We start from the raw sequence: 17,316 nt of genomic DNA, 5'->3' as shown, positions 1-17,316 counted from the left end.
TAAATTAGGAAGACAAATAGGCATCCAATGTCTAGTGTCTAACATCTAACGTCTTAGAAAATGGCAGGAGTAAAAGCCGCTGAAGTATCAGCAATTTTAAAGCAACAATTATCAGGTTTCGATGCAACCGCTACTTTGGATGAAGTAGGAACAGTATTGCAGGTAGGTGACGGTATCGCAAGGGTATTCGGTTTGGCCAATGTGCAGTATGGAGAATTAGTTGAATTCGAAGGTGGTCTGGAAGGAATCGTTCTAAACCTTGAAGAAGACAACGTAGGTGTGGTTTTATTGGGCCACTCTAGAGCAATTGGAGAAGGAACAACGGTAAAGCGAACACAACGTATCGCATCTATCAATGTTGGTGAAGGTATTGTAGGAAGAGTTGTAGATACTTTAGGACAACCTATAGATGGTAAAGGACCAATTGCCGGTAAAACATATGAAATGCCATTGGAGCGTAAGGCACCTGGGGTAATATTTAGAGAACCGGTTACAGAACCTTTGCAAACTGGTATTAAGGCAATTGATGCTATGATTCCTGTTGGTAGAGGCCAGCGAGAATTGGTGATTGGTGACCGTCAAACTGGTAAGACTACAGTTTGTATCGATACCATATTAAATCAAAAAGAATTTTACGATGCTGGTGAGCCAGTGTATTGTATCTATGTTGCTATTGGACAAAAAGCTTCTACGGTTGCAGGGATTGCACAAGTATTGGAAGATAAAGGCGCAATGGCATACACAACTATAGTCGCTGCTAATGCCTCCGATCCTGCACCAATGCAGGTATATGCTCCTTTTGCTGGCGCATCTATTGGAGAGTACTTTAGAGACACTGGTCGTCCAGCACTGATTATATATGATGATTTATCTAAACAAGCCGTTGCATACCGTGAGGTTTCGTTGTTATTAAGAAGACCACCGGGACGTGAGGCGTATCCTGGAGATGTTTTCTACCTACACTCCAGATTATTGGAGCGTGCGGCAAAGGTCATCGACAATGATGCTATTGCTAAGGAAATGAATGATCTACCGGATGTATTAAAGCCATTGGTAAAAGGTGGAGGGTCTTTAACGGCATTGCCAATTATCGAAACTCAGGCAGGTGATGTATCGGCCTATATTCCAACAAACGTAATTTCTATTACGGATGGTCAGATTTTCTTGGAACAGGATTTATTTAATCAAGGAGTTCGTCCAGCAATTAACGTAGGGATTTCGGTATCGCGTGTAGGTGGTAACGCACAGATTAAGGCTATGAAGAAAGTAGCAGGTACACTTAAATTGGATCAAGCTCAGTTTCGTGAACTGGAAGCTTTTGCGAAGTTTGGTTCTGATTTGGATGCCGCTACCTTGAACGTTATCGAGAAAGGTCGTAGAAACGTAGAAATCTTAAAGCAGGCACAAAACGATCCGTTCACTGTAGAGGATCAGGTGGCTATCATTTACGCGGGATCTAAAAACTTATTAAGAGATGTTCCAGTAGAAAAGGTAAGGGAATTTGAAAGGGATTACATCGAATTTTTAAATGCGAAGCATAGAGATATCCTAGACACGATAAAAGCAGGAAAGCTAACGGATGAGGTAACAAATACCTTGACTACTGTTTGTAAAGAGCTTTCATCAAAATACGTAGGGTAAAAATAAGCGGTAGCACAAAGTAGTAAGCACCATGTTGTTTACTACTTTGTATTTGCTACGTAATACTAAGAAAAATGGCCAATTTAAAGGAAATACGGAATAGGATAGCATCGGTTTCTTCTACAATGCAGATTACGAGTGCCATGAAAATGGTTTCTGCTGCTAAATTAAAGAAGGCTCAAGATGCCATTACTGCGATGAGGCCGTATGCAGATAAGCTAACGGAATTATTACAAGGCTTAAGTGCCAGTATGGATTCTGATTCTGGAAGTACTTATGCAGATAATAGAGTCGTAAATAAGGTATTGGTAGTAGCTATTACTTCCAATAGAGGTTTATGCGGTGCTTTTAACACCAATATATTAAAGCAATGCGCAAATTTGGTCGATACAGTGCATGCAGGTAAGCATGTAGATTTTCTTGCTGTAGGAAAGAAAGCGAACGATTTCTTAGGAAAAAAGCATACCGTAATTGCTAACCATAGCAGCATTTATGAGGACCTTACGTTTGACAATGTAGCATCTATAGCGGAAAGTCTAATGGAACAATTCACTAACGGTTCTTATGATCGTATCGAAATTGTATACAATAAATTTAAAAATGCAGCGACTCAAATTGTAATGACCGAACAGTTCTTACCTATAGTTCCTATGGTAGGTGATGAAAATTTGAGCACGGATTATACTTTTGAACCCTCTAAGTTGGAAATCATTGAACAACTGATACCCAAATCCTTAAAAACACAATTGTATAAAGGAATACGTGATTCTTTTGCAAGTGAGCATGGTGCACGTATGACTGCAATGCATAAGGCAACGGATAACGCAACAGAATTAAGAGATCAGTTGAAGCTTACTTACAACAAAGCAAGACAAGCTGCCATTACTAATGAAATCCTTGAGATAGTTGGTGGTGCCGAGGCATTAAATAACTAAGTAAAAATGTCATCCTAAGCGTAGTCGAAGGGCTTGTATATTAAAAGTTTAGAACAATTTAAAGGCTCCTTTTTAGGGAGCCTTTCTTCTTCTTGTATTTGAAACATAACTTTAGCTTTACAAGTTCTAGCCATTAAAGAAAACAGATTCCACTTTCAATATAGTTGAAAATATGTTTTATTAAACCTTAGGGGTCTTCCTCCAGGTTGGTATTCAAAGTGGTGATTTAATTTCCTTCTCAAGATGCAGATCAATATACTTTTGATTGAGATCGTCCGAATCTCCATATTGCGTTCGTAATTTCTCTAATTTCACCTTTAATTCTACTACAACTTTAGCATATTCAGGGTCATCATAAACATTGCGCATCTCTTTAGGGTCTTTTTTACGGTCGTAGAGTTCCCATTCATCTACATCGTAGTAAAAATGGGCTAGTTTGTAATCTATCGTTACGATACCATAGTGCCGTTTTACCTGATGTACCGCAGGATATTCATAATAATGATAGTACACTGCGTCCCGTGTCCACTGTGACGTATTAGAAGTTAATAAAGGCATTAAACTCTCACCTTGCATATCGTTTGGTGCTTCAATTTGTGCTGCTTCTAAAAGAGTTTGGGCAAAATCCAGATTTTGAACCATTTCCTCGTTCGTAATACCGGGTTTTATTTGGTTGGGCCATTTTACCAATAGCGGTGTTTTAAAGGATTCATCGTAAATAAAACGCTTATCGAACCAGCCATGTTCTCCCAAATAAAAACCTTGATCAGAGGTGTAAACGACCAAGGTGTTGTCTGAAAGTTGCTTGTCATCCAAGTAATCCAGTACACGGCCTACATTATCGTCTACAGATGAGATACAGGCCAAATAGTCCTGCATATAGCGTTGGTATTTCCATCGCATTTTTTCTTCCTTTGTCATAGTTGGCCAATTTTGTTCAAATTCTAGATTAATTTTGTTCAAAATTGGATCGTATAGTGCTTTTTGCTCAGCATTGGCTCTTCCGTAGGGTCCGTAAAAGCCATTTTTAAATTCAGAAACCTTGGGTCTTAGGTTGGGCATTCTTTCTGTAGTTTCTGGCCGTATTTTACTGTCGTGGTTGTACATCATGTGAGTCAATAGGTTCATTTCCGCAGTTTTGGCGGCTGTACCTCGATTGCTGTAGTCATCAAAAAGGTTGGAAGGTTCGGGAAATTGCTTCCCAACAAATTCCTTAAATTTCTCTGGGCTAGGCCACCAAGGTCTGTGGGGTGCCTTATGAAGATACATGAGCATAAACGGCTTCTCAACATTTCGTTTGGTGTCTAGCCAATCTAGGGTGAGGTCTGTAATAATGTCGGTTACATAGCCGGTTATGCTTACCGTATCGCCTGTTTTAGTGATAAAATCTGGATTAATATAATTCCCTTGTCCCGGTAATATCATGAATTCATCAACCCCCTTAGGACTATTGCCAAAATGTAGTTTACCAAACATTGCCGTTTCGTATCCTGCTTTTTGAAACAATTGAGGAAAAGTGATTTGTGAGTCGTCAAAAGGACGCGCATTATCTGTTTTCCCATTGATGTGCGTATGCTTTCCGGTTAAGATGGTGGCTCTCGATGGTGCACAGATAGAGTTGGTGACACTGGCATTGGTAAAGGTAATACCCTCTTTGGAGATCCTATCGATATTGGGCGTCTCAATAAGTTTGTCAGAATAGGCACTTATCGCTTGGTAGGCATGGTCGTCGGCCATTATAAAGAGAATATTGGGTTTACCCGACTCTTTGGTTTTAATGATCTTGTCCTTGCAAGAAATAAAACCAAGAACAAGTAACACATAAAGACTTGAAAGATGCAATTTTCTCATAACGTTATAATCTGTTCTGTTAAGATACTAAAATTGATACTGGACTTATATTTTTTCTTTTTTAGGCTGCAATTTTTAACCGACTTTTGCAGTCGCATGAAAGCAAAGAAAACTGCCTTACTTTTTATCTTTATTACCATTCTTGTTGATGTTATCGGCATCGGAATCATACTTCCCATAATTCCAGAATTGATTATGGAGCTTACGGGAGAGGGAACCCATATGGCTGTAATTTATGGAATGTGGTTAACCACCGCTTTCGCTGGCATGCAGTTCTTGTTTTCGCCTGTACTAGGAGAGATTTCAGATCGCTATGGCAGGCGTCCTATTCTATTGATGGCCTTGTTAGGGTTAAGTATAGATTACCTTATTCACGCCTGGGCCCCGACAATTATGTGGCTGTTTGTAGGTCGTTTTTTAGCTGGAATTACAGGGGCAAGTTTCACGGTTGCTTCTGCATATATTGCAGATATCAGCACAAAACAGGAAAAGGCGAAGAACTTTGGACTTATTGGTGCAGCTTTTGGTCTTGGTTTTATCATAGGACCTGGCATAGGTGGTTTTTTTGGTGAAATTGATATTCGTTTGCCGTTTTATATAGCCGCGGGACTAACCTTTGCCAACTTTTTATTTGGCTGGTTCTTTGTGCCCGAATCCTTGGCTGCTGAAAATAGAAGACCCATCAATTTAGTAAAAATGATTCCAGGAGTTTCTTTGGTGAGTCTTCGAAATTACAAAGGGGTCTTATTGCTTATAGCGGCCTTCTTTTTAGCTAATCTAGCAGGTCAGGCGCTACCCTCTACATGGTCTTATTACGGTATTGAACGTTACGATTGGAGCCCAAGGGACATAGGTGTCTCGTTAATGGTCGTAGGTTTATTGGTTGCCATAGCCCAAGGTTTTTTGGTAGGAATTGCTGTGAAAAAGTTTGGCCGTAACACCGTGGTGATTTCAGGTTTTTTGTTATGGACAGTTGGGATGTTCCTTTTTTCCCTTGCGGAAGAACCATGGATGCTCTATGCCTTTCTAGTTCCCTATGCCTTAGGTGGAGTTGCAGGACCAACGGTACAAGGCGTTATTTCCAATCAGGTTTCTGAAAAGGAACAAGGGAATCTGCAAGGTGCAATTACAGGCTTGGTAAGTGTCACGGCTATTTTGGGTCAGTTGATATTCTCTCCGGTTTTCTACTATTTCATCCGTCCTGAAGGTGATATCTACTTTCCTGGTGCGCCCTATGCTTTGGCATCGGTATTTCTTTTAGTGGCTTTAGTGCTTGCTTCTTTAGCCATGCGACGAATAAATCTTTCAGATAATGAAAGTGAATTAGTTTCATAGGATTCATTTAACTCTGTCTACACTTTTCATAAGGATTTGCCACATTAATTTATGTTGGCAAGTAATTTTTTAGTTTGAGATGTAACATTTTCAAGAATATGTATCTAAAAGGAAAATCCTTAAACTAGATACCATGAAAACCTTGAGAATCATCCATGTAATTTTACTACTTATTATCTCCCATATTGGCACCGCGCAAGACTATCCGTTTACCGTTACCGTAGAAGGGACAGGACAACCATTATTACTTTTTCCAGGTTTTACCTGTACTGATGCCGTTTGGGAAGAAACCGTTGCTGAACTTTCCAGCAATTATGAGTGTCACGTTTTTACGTTTGCTGGTTTTGGCGATGTAGCGCCAATCGAAAAACCATGGCTTCCCAAGATTAAGAAAGGTGTAGAAGCTTATGTAGAGGACCAAAATATACACAATGCAATCGTTATTGGGCATAGTTTGGGCGGTGCATTGGGGCTTTGGTTGGCCACTGAAGAAGAACATCCCTTTTCAAGAATTATAGTAGTAGACGCCTTGCCATCAACTGGAGCACTTATGATACCAAATTTCAGAAGTGAGGATGTGGTATACGAAAGTCCATGGAACAAACAAATACTGGAAATGGATACTGTTGCATTTGATGCCATGGCTACTCAAATGGCTACTGGGATGACCTTGAATAAAGGAAAACAGAATCAGATAAAGGAATGGATGATTCAGGCAGATAGGGAAACCTATGTCTATGGCTATACAGACCTTTTAAAACTCGATTTAAGGAAAGATCTTGTTAAAATCAGTATTCCGGTGAGTATTTTAGCAGCGGCACAGCCGTATGGTTTGGAAATGGCAAAGCGCACCTACGCAGAACAATATAAGAACCTGAAGGATTATGAGATTAAATTCGCAGTAGATGCCGCGCATTTTATAATGTATGACAGTCCACAATGGTTTCAAGAAAAATTAAATACTAGTTTGGGACACTAATGAATAGCGAAGATAAAAGATATAAATCCCTTTATTCAGCACATTATCCTAAAGTGATGCGCCTATGCCTTGGTTATGTAGCAGGGGACCAAGAAATAGCCAAAGACCTGACCCAAGAGATATTTATAAAGATTTGGGAGAACTTAGAAAACTTTAGAAGTGAAAGCAGCATAAGTACTTGGATTTACAGGATAAGTGTGAACACTTGTTTGTCTAAATTAAGAACTGAAAAAAAGAGTTCTAGAACAGTTGCGATTGCTGATGTTTCCGAGATCGTTGAAGAACGTACAAATGAGGACAGAGAAAATCAATTAGTTCAGTTGTACGAATGTATACAGAAGCTAACCGAAACAAATAGAGCCATTATTCTTCTCGTGTTGGAGGGCCTTCCGCAAAACGAGATATCCGAAATTGTCGGAATGAAGCATGATGCCATTCGAACGCGAATACATCGAATTAAAAGTCAATTAATAAAATGTGTATCCCATGAATAATTTTGAAGAACTACAGTCGAATTGGAAAAATCAACCCGAAATAGAAGCCACTGAAAAAGGGTTTCAAACCCTATTGGATAGTTTGCGGATGATTAAAAACAAACAACGGATTACCTATTTAGTTTTAGGAAGCACCATAATTATACTAATTGGTTTTTTCTTTTATATAGCAGGCTACAGCAACCAACAAGTAGTACTAGGGATTACTTTTATGATAGGGAGTCTTCTCATGCGTATTCTACTGGAAGTTTTGAGTATTCGGAATCTTAGTAAAATGAATACCCTATCGAATCAAACCGATTTTAAGAATGATTTGATAGCATATTATAAGCGTAGAAAACGTGTCCATTATCTATGGACACCTATAATCATTGGTTGTTACGTTGCAGGTTTTCTAATACTATTGCCGCTGTTTAAAGCTAATTTATCTGCTGGATTTTATACCTATATCGTTATATCATCGATAGTGCTGCTCATCTTTTTTTCAGTTTTTATAGCCAAGCAGATACGAAAAGAAATGAAAGAGCTGAAACGATTGCGACAGGATTAAGTATTCTTTTCATTCATAAGAAACCCCTTTTGGTTTGCTTTTTAAGGGGTATTAAAGCATCGTATTTTCTTTGGGACACATTACAGGGAAACCACAAGAATATGAATGTCGTACCGATATTTAGATGTTCTGAATTGGTTTCCCTTAAAACTAAGTTTGTTTACAGGGTGTAAATAGGTACTTTTAAGGCTTCAAAACAACAGGATTGAATCCACTTAAAAAACTTTTCCAGCAAACTGCGATATATGGCCTTGCAACCGTGTTGCCTAGGATGCTCAATGTGATATTGGTTCCGATTTACACAGCGGTAATGCTGCCAGGGTTGTACGGAGAGGTAATAGTTATATTCGCGTATTTCGCTATTTTTAATGTCTTCTTGGCCTACGGTATGGAGACTACGTTTTTCCGTTTTTACAAAGAAACCGATCAACGCAAAAAAGTAGTTACCACGGCCTTACTTTCTATTTTAGTTACCACCCTCTCTTTTTTGACCATAGGGTTTTTGTTTAAGGGTAGTTTGTCTCAGCTTCTAGAGATAAAACCCCAGTATATTGGTTATGTGTTTGGAATCCTTGCCTTTGATGCCTTGGCAATAATCCCATTTGTATGGCTAAGGGCCAATGAGCGGCCAATGCGTTTCGCTACGGTTAAAATTCTAAATGTTTGTTTGAATTTAGGCCTAACCCTTTTTTTCTTAGTAGCATTGCCTAACTGGGTTTCCGCTGACGGAACGGGTTTTTTGAACAGTATCTACATCGAAAATTATGAGATATCGTATATACTCATTGCTAATTTGGTCGCAAGTGGGGTCACTCTAATGCTTTTATTGCCGGTTTACCTCAGAAGACCTTATGTGTTTGACTTAACACTTTGGAAAAGAATGATGCGTTACGCTATGCCCGTGCTAGTAGCCGGTATCGCTTTCACTGTAAACGAAGTATTGGACAAGATCTTGCTAGAACGTTTACTGCCAGATGATATCGCCATTGCAGAAGTAGGCAAATATGGAGCATGTATTAAACTGGCGGTTTTTATGACCCTATTTGCTACTGCTTTTAGAATGGGTATAGAACCGTTTTTCTTTAGTCATTCGGATACCAAGAACCCCCAAAAGGCCTATGCACAAATTACCAATTACTTTGTGGTATTGGGAAGTATTATTTTGCTGGCGGTGGTGGTCTTTGCAGATATTTTAAAGGAACTTTTTGTGCGGGACGAAGCCTATTGGGACGCCATGCCGGTAGTCCCCATTATATTGTTGGCCAGTTTTTTCTTGGGAATCTATCATAATCTGTCCGTCTGGTACAAGGTAACGGACCGTACAAAGTTCGGTGCATACATCTCGATGATTGGGGCAGTACTAACGATTATCATTAATTTTGCCCTTATACAGTATTTTAGCTATATGGCTTCTGCAATTGCCACTTTGGTGGCCTACGGCACTATGATGGGGCTTTCCTTTTATTTTGGTCGTATGTACTATCCTATTCCATATAATTTCAGAAAAATTGGTTTTTATTTAGGAGTGTCCATCGGCTTTTCAATCCTCTCATTTTATATTTTTGACAGAAATTTAATCGTTGGAATTGTCTTGCTGCTTCTTTTTCTGGGAATGGTCTATAAATTGGAGGCGGATAATCTTAAAAAAGTATTCTTAAAACAGCTATGAAAATTAAAATAATAAATAAATCGGCACATCAATTGCCACATTACGAAACAAACGCTTCAGCGGGAATGGATTTGCGCGCAAACCTTTCTGAGGCAATAACCTTAGAACCTTTAGAAAGAACCATTATAAAAACAGGTCTTTTTATAGAGCTTCCCGTGGGTTACGAAGCCCAGGTAAGACCAAGAAGTGGACTGGCGGCAAAAAAAGGAATCACCGTTTTAAATGCACCGGGTACCATTGATGCAGATTACAGAGGTGAAGTAGGTGTTATTTTGGTTAACCTGTCAAACGATGCGTTTATCGTTGAAAACGGCGAGCGGGTTGCCCAGATGGTTATTGCCAAGCATGAACGTGCAGAGTGGGAGCTAGTTGAAGAACTGTCCGATACCGCTAGGGGAGAAAGAGGTTTTGGTAGTACTGGGGTAAAGTAAAGGTCCATTAACCCCAAAAAAAGAATATGCATTGAGTTATGTACAAAGAATTTGTTCTCTTGTTGTTGTTTTTAGGAGTATGCTGTACTCCATGGTATAGTTATGCCCAAGAAGAACAGGAAATCCAAGTGGAAGAAAGCGCCGAGGTGTTTTTAGAGGAATATTCGGACGAGTTTCAAGAAAATTTCTTCGAAGGGCTTAAACAAAAAGGTATTCAAAACTACGACAGGGCAATCAATTACTTACTGGAATGTAAACGCCTACAGCCTGATAATGAGGCCGTAACCCATGAATTGGCTAAGTTGTACTTCTTAGACAAAAATTATATCGAATCCCTAGATTACGCAGTTGATGCTGTTTCAAAAAAACCAGATAATTACTGGTATTTGTATACCCTTATAACTAGTCTTAAGGCCCAAGGAAATAACCTTTCAAGCGTTGAAAAGGATATTCCAATGCAGCATATGATACTCAGGGAAAACTTGGCTAAAATATATTATGGACAAGATAATTACGATGAAGCTTTGAAGCTTGTTGGTTCGTTGGAACCCTCTAAGAGCGTAAGTATATTGGGTCAAAAAATCAAGGATGCTATTGCTATTAAGCAAAGGAACAGTACAAGCGTCTCGTTTACATCCGCTACCATAGCCAATAACACAGCTGTAAATGCCATGGAAAGTTATAAGGCGAGAATCAGAGGCTTACTTATGATGACCTCCGGAAATGCCATGTTACTGCGAGTTTCAGAAGATGCCTTGGAAAATTACCCGGCCCAACCCTATTTTTACTATGCTAATGGATATGCCTTAAATAAAAATGGGAAATATAGGGATGCTATTAATGTATTGGAAACAGCTTTAGATTATATGGTCAGTGATATTTCACTAGCGAACAAAATTTATACCGAACTTTCCATAGCATATAACGCGATCTCCAATCCTTCAAAGGCAAATATGTACCTTCGTAAGGTAAAACCCGGATTTTAGGTATGAAAATTAGCTTAACCCAGTCCCTGAAGGCAATTAATTATGCGCTTTTAGCCGTATTGATCTTCTCTTGTAAAGGTGCTAAAGTTGTTTCCGATGGCAGTATAGATGAGCGGCTGTCCGCAAAATCGATCATAAAATCACATGACCAGAATAAAACAAATTTTAATACGCTTAGAGGAAAGTTAAAAATAGACTATGCCAACGGAGATGATGCCCAAAGTTTCGCAGTTAGTTTACGTATGGAAAAGGATAAGGGCATCTGGATAAGTGCACCGTTTGGGATTGTAAAAGCCTATGTTACACCAGATAGGGTCTCCTTTTACAACAAACTTCAAAATGAATATTTTGATGGTAATTTTTCATACCTCAGTCAACTCTTAGGTACGGAGGTAGATTTTAACAGTGTTCAAAATCTACTCTTGGGAGAAGCCATCTTAGATTTAAAAAATGATAAATATGTTGTTAGTACAATAGACAATAGTTATAGACTAACTCCTAAAACTGCCAGGACCTTGTTTAAAGTGATGTTTCAAATAGAACCCAAGAATTTCAAAATGGCCACACAACAAGTGTCTCAACCTGAAAAAGGAAGGATGCTTCAAATCAAGTATAAGAATTATCAAAATGTAGGCCCTACCGTATGGCCAAATGAAATTTTTATTAGTGCGCTAGATGGTACTACCGAAAATACAATAACTTTGGAGTATCGGAATTTAGAATTAAATCAAAAGCTTAATTTTCCATATACTATACCAAACGGCTATAAAGAAATTGTGCTAGAATAACATGAGTCTAAAAACAGGTTTTCAATTGTTTTTTTTGGTGTTGATGACCAGCTTGGTCCAGACCGCCCATGCACAGACAACAGAACAAAAAGCACTTGAGGAAAAGCGCGAAAAACTACAACAGGAAATACGGGATATTAACCGTTTACTTTTTGCCGAAAAGAAAGAAAAAGGAAATGTTCTAGATCAGATGGAGGCGCTGGATAAAAAAATTACTGTGCGTCAAGAATTGATACGGGTTACCAATCAGCAATCCAATCTGCTTAACCGGCAGATAAATACAAATATTAGAAACATAGGAAAGTTAAAAAGCGATCTAGAACAGATAAAACAGGAGTACGCCACCATGGTTCAAAAATCCTATCAGAACAAATCAAAACAAAACAGATTAATGTTTTTGTTGTCCTCTGAAAGTTTTTTTCAGGCATTTAAACGGATGCAGTATATGAAGCAGTATACCGACTATAGGCGAGAACAGGGAGAGCAAATAGCGGTAAAGACCGAAGAATTGGCCCGTTTAAACAGCGATTTGAACGAAGAGCGAAAAGTAAAAGAAGTCCTATTGGCGCAAAACCGTAAAGCCAAGGATGCACTGTTTGGTGAAATCCAAGACCAAAAAGCTCTTTTGAGCACCATACGCAAGAACGAATCTAAATATTCCACTGCTATTTCGAAAAAGAAACAGGAAGCTAAAAAGATAGATCAACAAATAGAAAAACTAATTCGTAGTGCCATTGCCGCCTCCAATAAAAAATCTGGGGTTAAAACAAAGGAGAAGGCTTCGAACAGCGAGTTTTTACTAACACCCGAAGCAACCATTATTGCGAATAATTTTTCGGCCAATAAGGGCAAACTCATCTGGCCCGTAGAAAAAGGGATAAAGAGTCAGGGTTTTGGTATCTATAAGGACCCCATATATCCTGGTATTAAGCACGAAAGCAATGGTGTAATCATAGCTACCGATTCCGGAGCAAAGGCAAGAGCAATTTTTGAGGGTGAGGTAATTGCGATATTATCTGTTCCAGGTGGAAACAAAGGAGTGCAGATAAAGCACGGTAACTTTATAAGTACCTATTACAATCTAGACCAATTGTACGTTAAAAAAGGGGACAAAGTGGCTATCAAGGAGGCTTTGGGGACGGTGTTTACCAATACGTCCAACGGTCAAACGCGGTTAAAGTTTTATTTATATCAGAACACCTCTAAACTAAATCCAGAAGATTGGGTATATCAATTATAATTTTATAGCATGAAGCAGGAGAGCAGTATTACCGGGATAGATGGAAGTTTCAAGCTTCATAATGGAGTTAGGATGCCTTACTTAGGTTTGGGCACGTATCAAGCGGACAATGAAGATGAGGTGGTCAATGCTGTTAAAACGACTCTTGATGTAGGGTATAGGCATATAGATACTGCTGCTGTGTATAACAATGAAGAAGGCGTTGGCAAGGGCATAAAAGCGAGTAATGTACCTAGAGCCGACATTTTTGTGGTCTCTAAAGTTTGGAATACCGATCAAGGATATGACAGCACCTTAAAAGCTTTTCAAGACAGTTTGGACCGTTTGCAGTTAGACTATCTTGATTTATATCTAATTCATTGGCCCGTGAAAGGTAAATACAAGGAAACTTGGAAAGCATTGGAATACTTATACGCCAATAAAAAGGTAAGGGCTATTGGGGTAAGTAATTTTCTTCAACACCACTTGGAAGACGTAATGGCCGATGCTACTATAGTACCCATGGTCAATCAAATGGAATTTCACCCATACTTGGTGCAGCAGGATTTAATCGATTTTTGCACTAAAAATACCATTCAGTATGAAGCCTGGTCGCCCTTCATGGTCGGTAAGGTATTTGAGTTGGATTTTTGTAATCAGCTAGCTGAAAAATATAGAAAATCGGTAGCTCAGATTATACTTCGCTGGAATCTTCAAAAAGGAGTGATACCTATTCCAAAATCCGTGCATGGACACCGTATAGCTTCCAATGCCGATATTTTTGATTTTGAGTTGTCACAAGAAGATGTTAGGTATTTAGATAGTTTAGATAGAAACGAACGTACAGGTGCACATCCAGACCACTTTGATTTTTAGGACCCCATAAACAAAGCTTTTAATTCCGTAGCATCATCCGGTTTCATTTTACCCGCTAGCACTAGACTGAGTTGTTTTCTTCGCAAGGCTCCGGCAAAACGTTCTTTTTCTAAATCGGTTTCGGGAGTTAATGGTGGCACATCTGTAGGTTTTCCGGTATCATCTACCGCTACAAACGTATAAATTGCCTCGTTGGCCTTGGTTCTTTCCCCGCTAAAACGATCTTCCATCCAAACATCGATATACACCTCCATAGACGTTTTAAAAGCCCGTGAAACGGCCGCTTCTACCGTAACAACACTACCAACTGGAACGGCTCTATTAAACGCAACATGGTTTACGGAGGCTGTTACTACAATACGTCTGCTGTGCCTTCTCGCGGCAATGCTGGCTGCTCGGTCCATACGGGCCAAAAGTTCTCCTCCAAATAGGTTATTCAAGGGATTGGTCTCGCTTGGGAGCACCATATCCGTCATCGTAGTTCTTGATCCTAAAGGTGTTTTCAATTCCATCAACATAAATATTTCCGCAAAGATACGGGGCTAAAAAGGGAAAGGGTAAGCGTTTTGGAATATTTTATCAGTTCCGAACGTATTAAGGTAAGAAAGGCACTTTGTGAAACGTATACCAGATTAAGGCATTGATTTAAGCTTTGCACATTATCTTATGTTTATTGGCGTACACATTTCAATTAGAAATCCGTTGTTGTCAAGAACATAGCCAACTTTCTGCCCCCATGATTTTTCAATAATAGCTTCAAAAGCTGTTGCTCCGGCAGCAACAGCTTTTTTAAAGTCGACATCAATATTTTCTGTTACAAATGCCAACTCCACGCCAACGGGCTTACCAGAATTCGTAATTTTTGTAAAACCTTGTTTAAAGTTAGCGTTGCCTAATGCTGTTGAAGCAAATGCGATGGTAGTTTCTCCTGTGAGCAGCTCTCCATAGTCGTTTTCTGGTGTTATGAATTTCCTGGTAAACCCAAATGCTTTTTCATAGAATTCAATGGATTCCATAACATCGGCTACATAAATTATGGTATAGGCGTATTTCATATTCGTTCGTTCAACTTGTTGGCAGGTACTGCCATGGTTCAGTAGTTTATAATGAAGTTATAGCAGTATCTGACCTTAGGTAAATCCAAACTGAAGCAGCTAATAAAAGTATAATCTATTAGTGTAAAAAGAGCAGAAAATAAGACGCTCTATATATGGCCTAGCGGATTTTCTTACTTTTCTGAAAGCAACCACGCATCCGAAGATTCGGTACGTTTTATTTCTCGTAACGATTCCAGTGCCTCTTGGGCATTATCACTACGGTCATACGTAACCATGTGCAATCCGTAAGCATTGGTGCCATAATAGGCTGCATTGTAACCTTTGTCTTGTAATGTCTTTACTTTTCTATCTGCATTGGATTTAATTCGAAACGCGCCTGCAACGATATGATGTTTCCCGGTTGCGGACATTTTTTTATGAATAGAAACAGCATTAACCTTTACGGTAGGTAATTCTAAAGGAGTAGTGTCAAAAAACGTAGCTTCCTGTATCTGTTTTGTTACTTGTTCCTGGGCATCTTGCCGCGCTAATTGCTCATTTACGAGTCCATTGTTATACACATGGTATCCTGCAAGCCCGGTAGAGAGTGCCAGCAGAAAAATAGCAGCGTATTTTAAATAGGGTCTAAAAGAATTGGTTTCGCGTTGTTCCGGACTTATAATGAAGGGTATTTTCTCTTCTAGAGCTACTACTTCTTGCTTTAAAACCTCCCTCGTTACAGGAATGGCGTTAAATGGGGCAAAACCAAAGGAGGAAGTAAGGTAATTTACTTCCAAATACGGTTGAAACTGAATGTTACCTTCTGCATTTGTCCATAACAGGCCAATACGCTCCAAACTTAGTTTCTCTCCGGCAGTCAATTGTTCTTTCCATTTGCTTGCCGTTTCCTCTATCTTAGAAAGTACGATGTCAAATGAAATTTTTTCTGCTTCTGCAATGTGGGAAACCAAAAGGCCATCGTTTGAAGTTAACTGTTGGTTGAAACCAATGGTTTTAGTTGGAGCAAAGAAGGTATTGGTGGTATCGTTGATTCGAGCAGAAGTCTTCTGTGTAAGAAAGGCCCCAAATGTGGGGACTGCCACACAGCTGTATCTGTAAAGCAATTCGCTGATATAGTGTTCTAGTACCATTAAGAACAAATATCAAAAAAAATAAGGGCGATAAAAACCCTTCCCCTAACTTTTTATTAACATTAATATTTGTGTTATTTTGCACTACCTGATGATAAAATTCCAACACACTACGGATGAGCTCATTGCAATCTTAAGACTGCAGCATGTTACCAATATTGGCGATGTAATAGCAAAACGACTTATTGCACACTTCGGTAGTCCATCGGCTATTTTTAAGGCTAAACGGAACCATCTATTACAAATCGATGGTATTGGCACCCATACCATAAAACATTTGTTCGACGCTGAGCATTTGAAGGCGGCCGAAAAAGAGTGTTTGTTCATAACTACCAACGATGTGGAGTGGACATACTTTGAGGATGCCGACTATCCGCATTATTTAAAGCATTGTATCGATAGCCCTATCCTACTTTTCAAAAAGGGAAAGATAGCTTTAGAGGGTCAAAAGCTTATCAGTGTTGTGGGTACCCGAAAAATTACGAGTTATGGCACCGCGTTTTGTGAACGCTTTATTGCAGATATTGCTCCTTTGAACCCGATTATCATAAGCGGATTTGCTTACGGGGTAGATATTTGTATTCAACGCGAAGCTATAAAACATGGCTTGCAGACCATAGGCTGTTTGGCACACGGACTTAATCAGATATATCCGAAAACACATGCTAAATATCAGGCCGATGTTTGCACTAATGGCGGCTTTTACACTGAATTTTGGAGTACCAGTAATCCTGAAAGGGAGAACTTTCTAAAACGAAACCGCATTATTGCGGGAATGAGTGAAGCAACCTTGGTCGTAGAATCGGCAGAAAAAGGGGGCAGCTTGGTCACAGCAGATATTGCCAACAGCTATAATAGGGATGTTTTTGCCGTACCCGGTCGCACTTCTGATAAGTATAGTCTAGGCTGTAACAATCTAATCAAACATCAAAAAGCACATATGTTGACATCCGCAGCCGACATGATCTATATCCTTGATTGGGATTTGGAGGAAAAGAAAACGACTGCGGTACAAAAACAGTTGTTCGTAGATTTGGACGAAACCGAGCAGTCCATTTATACATACCTGCAACAAAATGGAAAGCAAATGTTGGATAGTATAGCGCTTTCTTGTAACATCCCAATCTTTAAGGCGTCTTCTACCTTGTTAGCCATGGAAATGAAAGGGCTTATACGCCCATTGCCTGGAAAATTGTTTGAGGCGATTTAGCGTTTTGACAGACTAATCGGTCTAAAAATTTCTTCTTTTACCTGATTGGATTACCAGTTTGTGTAGTTTGTCTAGGATATACTTTCAGATACCCCCATTTTACGCATGGTACCAATAAGTCATCATTCTAAAAACCGACTATCTAGTTCATATCTCTTTTTTTG

Annotated in this window: 17 protein-coding genes; 13 read left to right on the top strand and 4 right to left on the bottom strand. The window is 39.3% G+C overall.

Going from position 1 to position 17,316, the window contains the following annotated elements; all coding sequences use genetic code 11:
• The first annotated feature begins 60 nt into the window (after positions 1-60).
• Positions 61-1,641: a F0F1 ATP synthase subunit alpha gene (gene atpA, locus MS6x_RS09840; RefSeq protein ID WP_482607112.1), complete on the top strand. Its 1,581-nt coding sequence runs from the start codon at positions 61-63 to the stop codon at positions 1,639-1,641.
• 74 nt (positions 1,642-1,715) lie between these two features.
• Positions 1,716-2,576, top strand: a complete 861-nt coding sequence (atpG, locus tag MS6x_RS09835; RefSeq protein ID WP_482607111.1) for an ATP synthase F1 subunit gamma — start codon at positions 1,716-1,718, stop codon at positions 2,574-2,576.
• Between the two features lie 213 nt (positions 2,577-2,789).
• Here the strand turns inward: atpG and MS6x_RS09830 are convergent, their stop codons facing one another.
• On the bottom strand, positions 2,790-4,427 hold the full coding sequence (locus MS6x_RS09830) for a sulfatase family protein (RefSeq protein WP_482607110.1): 1,638 nt from the start codon (positions 4,425-4,427) through the stop codon (positions 2,790-2,792).
• 96 nt (positions 4,428-4,523) lie between these two features.
• Between MS6x_RS09830 and MS6x_RS09825 the strand changes: the two genes are divergently transcribed.
• From MS6x_RS09825 to MS6x_RS09780, 10 genes are all read left to right on the top strand, one after another.
• Positions 4,524-5,762, top strand: coding sequence for a TCR/Tet family MFS transporter (locus MS6x_RS09825; RefSeq protein WP_482607109.1), 1,239 nt, complete (start codon positions 4,524-4,526; stop codon positions 5,760-5,762).
• A gap of 133 nt (positions 5,763-5,895) precedes the next feature.
• Positions 5,896-6,741: an alpha/beta fold hydrolase gene (locus MS6x_RS09820; protein WP_482607108.1), complete on the top strand. Its 846-nt coding sequence runs from the start codon at positions 5,896-5,898 to the stop codon at positions 6,739-6,741.
• Positions 6,741-7,235 (top strand): RNA polymerase sigma factor, encoded by a 495-nt coding sequence (locus MS6x_RS09815; protein ID WP_482607107.1) that lies wholly within the window; start codon positions 6,741-6,743, stop codon positions 7,233-7,235. Before MS6x_RS09820 ends, MS6x_RS09815 begins: the two co-directional genes overlap by 1 nt.
• Positions 7,228-7,785 (top strand): hypothetical protein, encoded by a 558-nt coding sequence (locus MS6x_RS09810; protein ID WP_482607106.1) that lies wholly within the window; start codon positions 7,228-7,230, stop codon positions 7,783-7,785. Before MS6x_RS09815 ends, MS6x_RS09810 begins: the two co-directional genes overlap by 8 nt.
• Before the next feature lie 205 nt (positions 7,786-7,990).
• Positions 7,991-9,454: a lipopolysaccharide biosynthesis protein gene (locus tag MS6x_RS09805; protein ID WP_482607105.1), complete on the top strand. Its 1,464-nt coding sequence runs from the start codon at positions 7,991-7,993 to the stop codon at positions 9,452-9,454.
• Positions 9,451-9,885, top strand: a complete 435-nt coding sequence (gene dut, locus MS6x_RS09800) for a dUTP diphosphatase (RefSeq protein WP_482607104.1) — start codon at positions 9,451-9,453, stop codon at positions 9,883-9,885. The genes MS6x_RS09805 and dut overlap by 4 nt, the downstream gene beginning before the upstream one ends.
• Positions 9,886-9,923: 38 nt before the next feature.
• Positions 9,924-10,871, top strand: coding sequence for a tetratricopeptide repeat protein (locus tag MS6x_RS09795; protein WP_482607103.1), 948 nt, complete (start codon positions 9,924-9,926; stop codon positions 10,869-10,871).
• Between the two features lie 2 nt (positions 10,872-10,873).
• Entirely contained in the window at positions 10,874-11,659 is a 786-nt protein-coding gene (gene lolB1, locus MS6x_RS09790; protein ID WP_482607102.1) for a lipoprotein insertase outer membrane protein LolB1, read from the top strand.
• 1 nt (position 11,660) lies between these two features.
• Entirely contained in the window at positions 11,661-12,899 is a 1,239-nt protein-coding gene (locus tag MS6x_RS09785; protein WP_482607101.1) for a murein hydrolase activator EnvC family protein, read from the top strand.
• Positions 12,900-12,908: 9 nt separating this feature from the next.
• A complete protein-coding gene (locus MS6x_RS09780; RefSeq protein ID WP_482607100.1) occupies positions 12,909-13,754 on the top strand; it encodes an aldo/keto reductase in 846 nt (281 codons plus the stop codon).
• Here MS6x_RS09780 and MS6x_RS09775 read toward each other — a convergent pair.
• The 3 genes from MS6x_RS09775 to MS6x_RS09765 form a co-directional block, all read right to left on the bottom strand.
• Positions 13,751-14,266 (bottom strand): acyl-CoA thioesterase, encoded by a 516-nt coding sequence (locus MS6x_RS09775; RefSeq protein ID WP_482607099.1) that lies wholly within the window; start codon positions 14,264-14,266, stop codon positions 13,751-13,753. The genes MS6x_RS09780 and MS6x_RS09775 overlap by 4 nt on opposite strands.
• A gap of 147 nt (positions 14,267-14,413) precedes the next feature.
• Positions 14,414-14,809: a VOC family protein gene (locus tag MS6x_RS09770; protein WP_482607098.1), complete on the bottom strand. Its 396-nt coding sequence runs from the start codon at positions 14,807-14,809 to the stop codon at positions 14,414-14,416.
• A 173-nt stretch (positions 14,810-14,982) separates the two neighbouring features.
• A complete protein-coding gene (locus tag MS6x_RS09765; protein ID WP_482607097.1) occupies positions 14,983-15,942 on the bottom strand; it encodes an HU domain-containing protein in 960 nt (319 codons plus the stop codon).
• A 91-nt stretch (positions 15,943-16,033) separates the two neighbouring features.
• Between MS6x_RS09765 and dprA the strand changes: the two genes are divergently transcribed.
• Positions 16,034-17,152, top strand: coding sequence for a DNA-processing protein DprA (gene dprA, locus MS6x_RS09760; protein ID WP_482607096.1), 1,119 nt, complete (start codon positions 16,034-16,036; stop codon positions 17,150-17,152).
• Positions 17,153-17,316: the final 164 nt, after the last annotated feature.

Source organism: Maribacter sp. MS6 (assembly GCF_056839185.1).
Note: the sequence above shows the minus strand (reverse complement) of the source record. Positions and strands in the feature narration are given on the sequence as shown.

Bases quoted from the DNA above. Each gene is read 5' to 3' on its own strand.
- MS6x_RS09815 (WP_482607107.1), top strand. From the start codon at position 6,741: ATGAATAGCGAAGATAAAAGATATAAATCCCTTTATTCAGCACATTAT.
- MS6x_RS09820 (WP_482607108.1), top strand. From the start codon at position 5,896: ATGAAAACCTTGAGAATCATCCATGTAATTTTACTACTTATTATCTCC.
- atpA (WP_482607112.1), top strand. From the start codon at position 61: ATGGCAGGAGTAAAAGCCGCTGAAGTATCAGCAATTTTAAAGCAACAA.
- MS6x_RS09770 (WP_482607098.1), bottom strand. From the start codon at position 14,809: ATGAAATACGCCTATACCATAATTTATGTAGCCGATGTTATGGAATCC.
- MS6x_RS09810 (WP_482607106.1), top strand. From the start codon at position 7,228: ATGAATAATTTTGAAGAACTACAGTCGAATTGGAAAAATCAACCCGAA.
- atpG (WP_482607111.1), top strand. From the start codon at position 1,716: ATGGCCAATTTAAAGGAAATACGGAATAGGATAGCATCGGTTTCTTCT.
- MS6x_RS09780 (WP_482607100.1), top strand. From the start codon at position 12,909: ATGAAGCAGGAGAGCAGTATTACCGGGATAGATGGAAGTTTCAAGCTT.
- MS6x_RS09830 (WP_482607110.1), bottom strand. From the start codon at position 4,427: ATGAGAAAATTGCATCTTTCAAGTCTTTATGTGTTACTTGTTCTTGGT.
- MS6x_RS09825 (WP_482607109.1), top strand. From the start codon at position 4,524: ATGAAAGCAAAGAAAACTGCCTTACTTTTTATCTTTATTACCATTCTT.
- MS6x_RS09795 (WP_482607103.1), top strand. From the start codon at position 9,924: ATGTACAAAGAATTTGTTCTCTTGTTGTTGTTTTTAGGAGTATGCTGT.
- dprA (WP_482607096.1), top strand. From the start codon at position 16,034: ATGATAAAATTCCAACACACTACGGATGAGCTCATTGCAATCTTAAGA.
- MS6x_RS09775 (WP_482607099.1), bottom strand. From the start codon at position 14,266: ATGGAATTGAAAACACCTTTAGGATCAAGAACTACGATGACGGATATG.
- lolB1 (WP_482607102.1), top strand. From the start codon at position 10,874: ATGAAAATTAGCTTAACCCAGTCCCTGAAGGCAATTAATTATGCGCTT.
- MS6x_RS09785 (WP_482607101.1), top strand. From the start codon at position 11,661: ATGAGTCTAAAAACAGGTTTTCAATTGTTTTTTTTGGTGTTGATGACC.
- dut (WP_482607104.1), top strand. From the start codon at position 9,451: ATGAAAATTAAAATAATAAATAAATCGGCACATCAATTGCCACATTAC.
- MS6x_RS09765 (WP_482607097.1), bottom strand. From the start codon at position 15,942: ATGGTACTAGAACACTATATCAGCGAATTGCTTTACAGATACAGCTGT.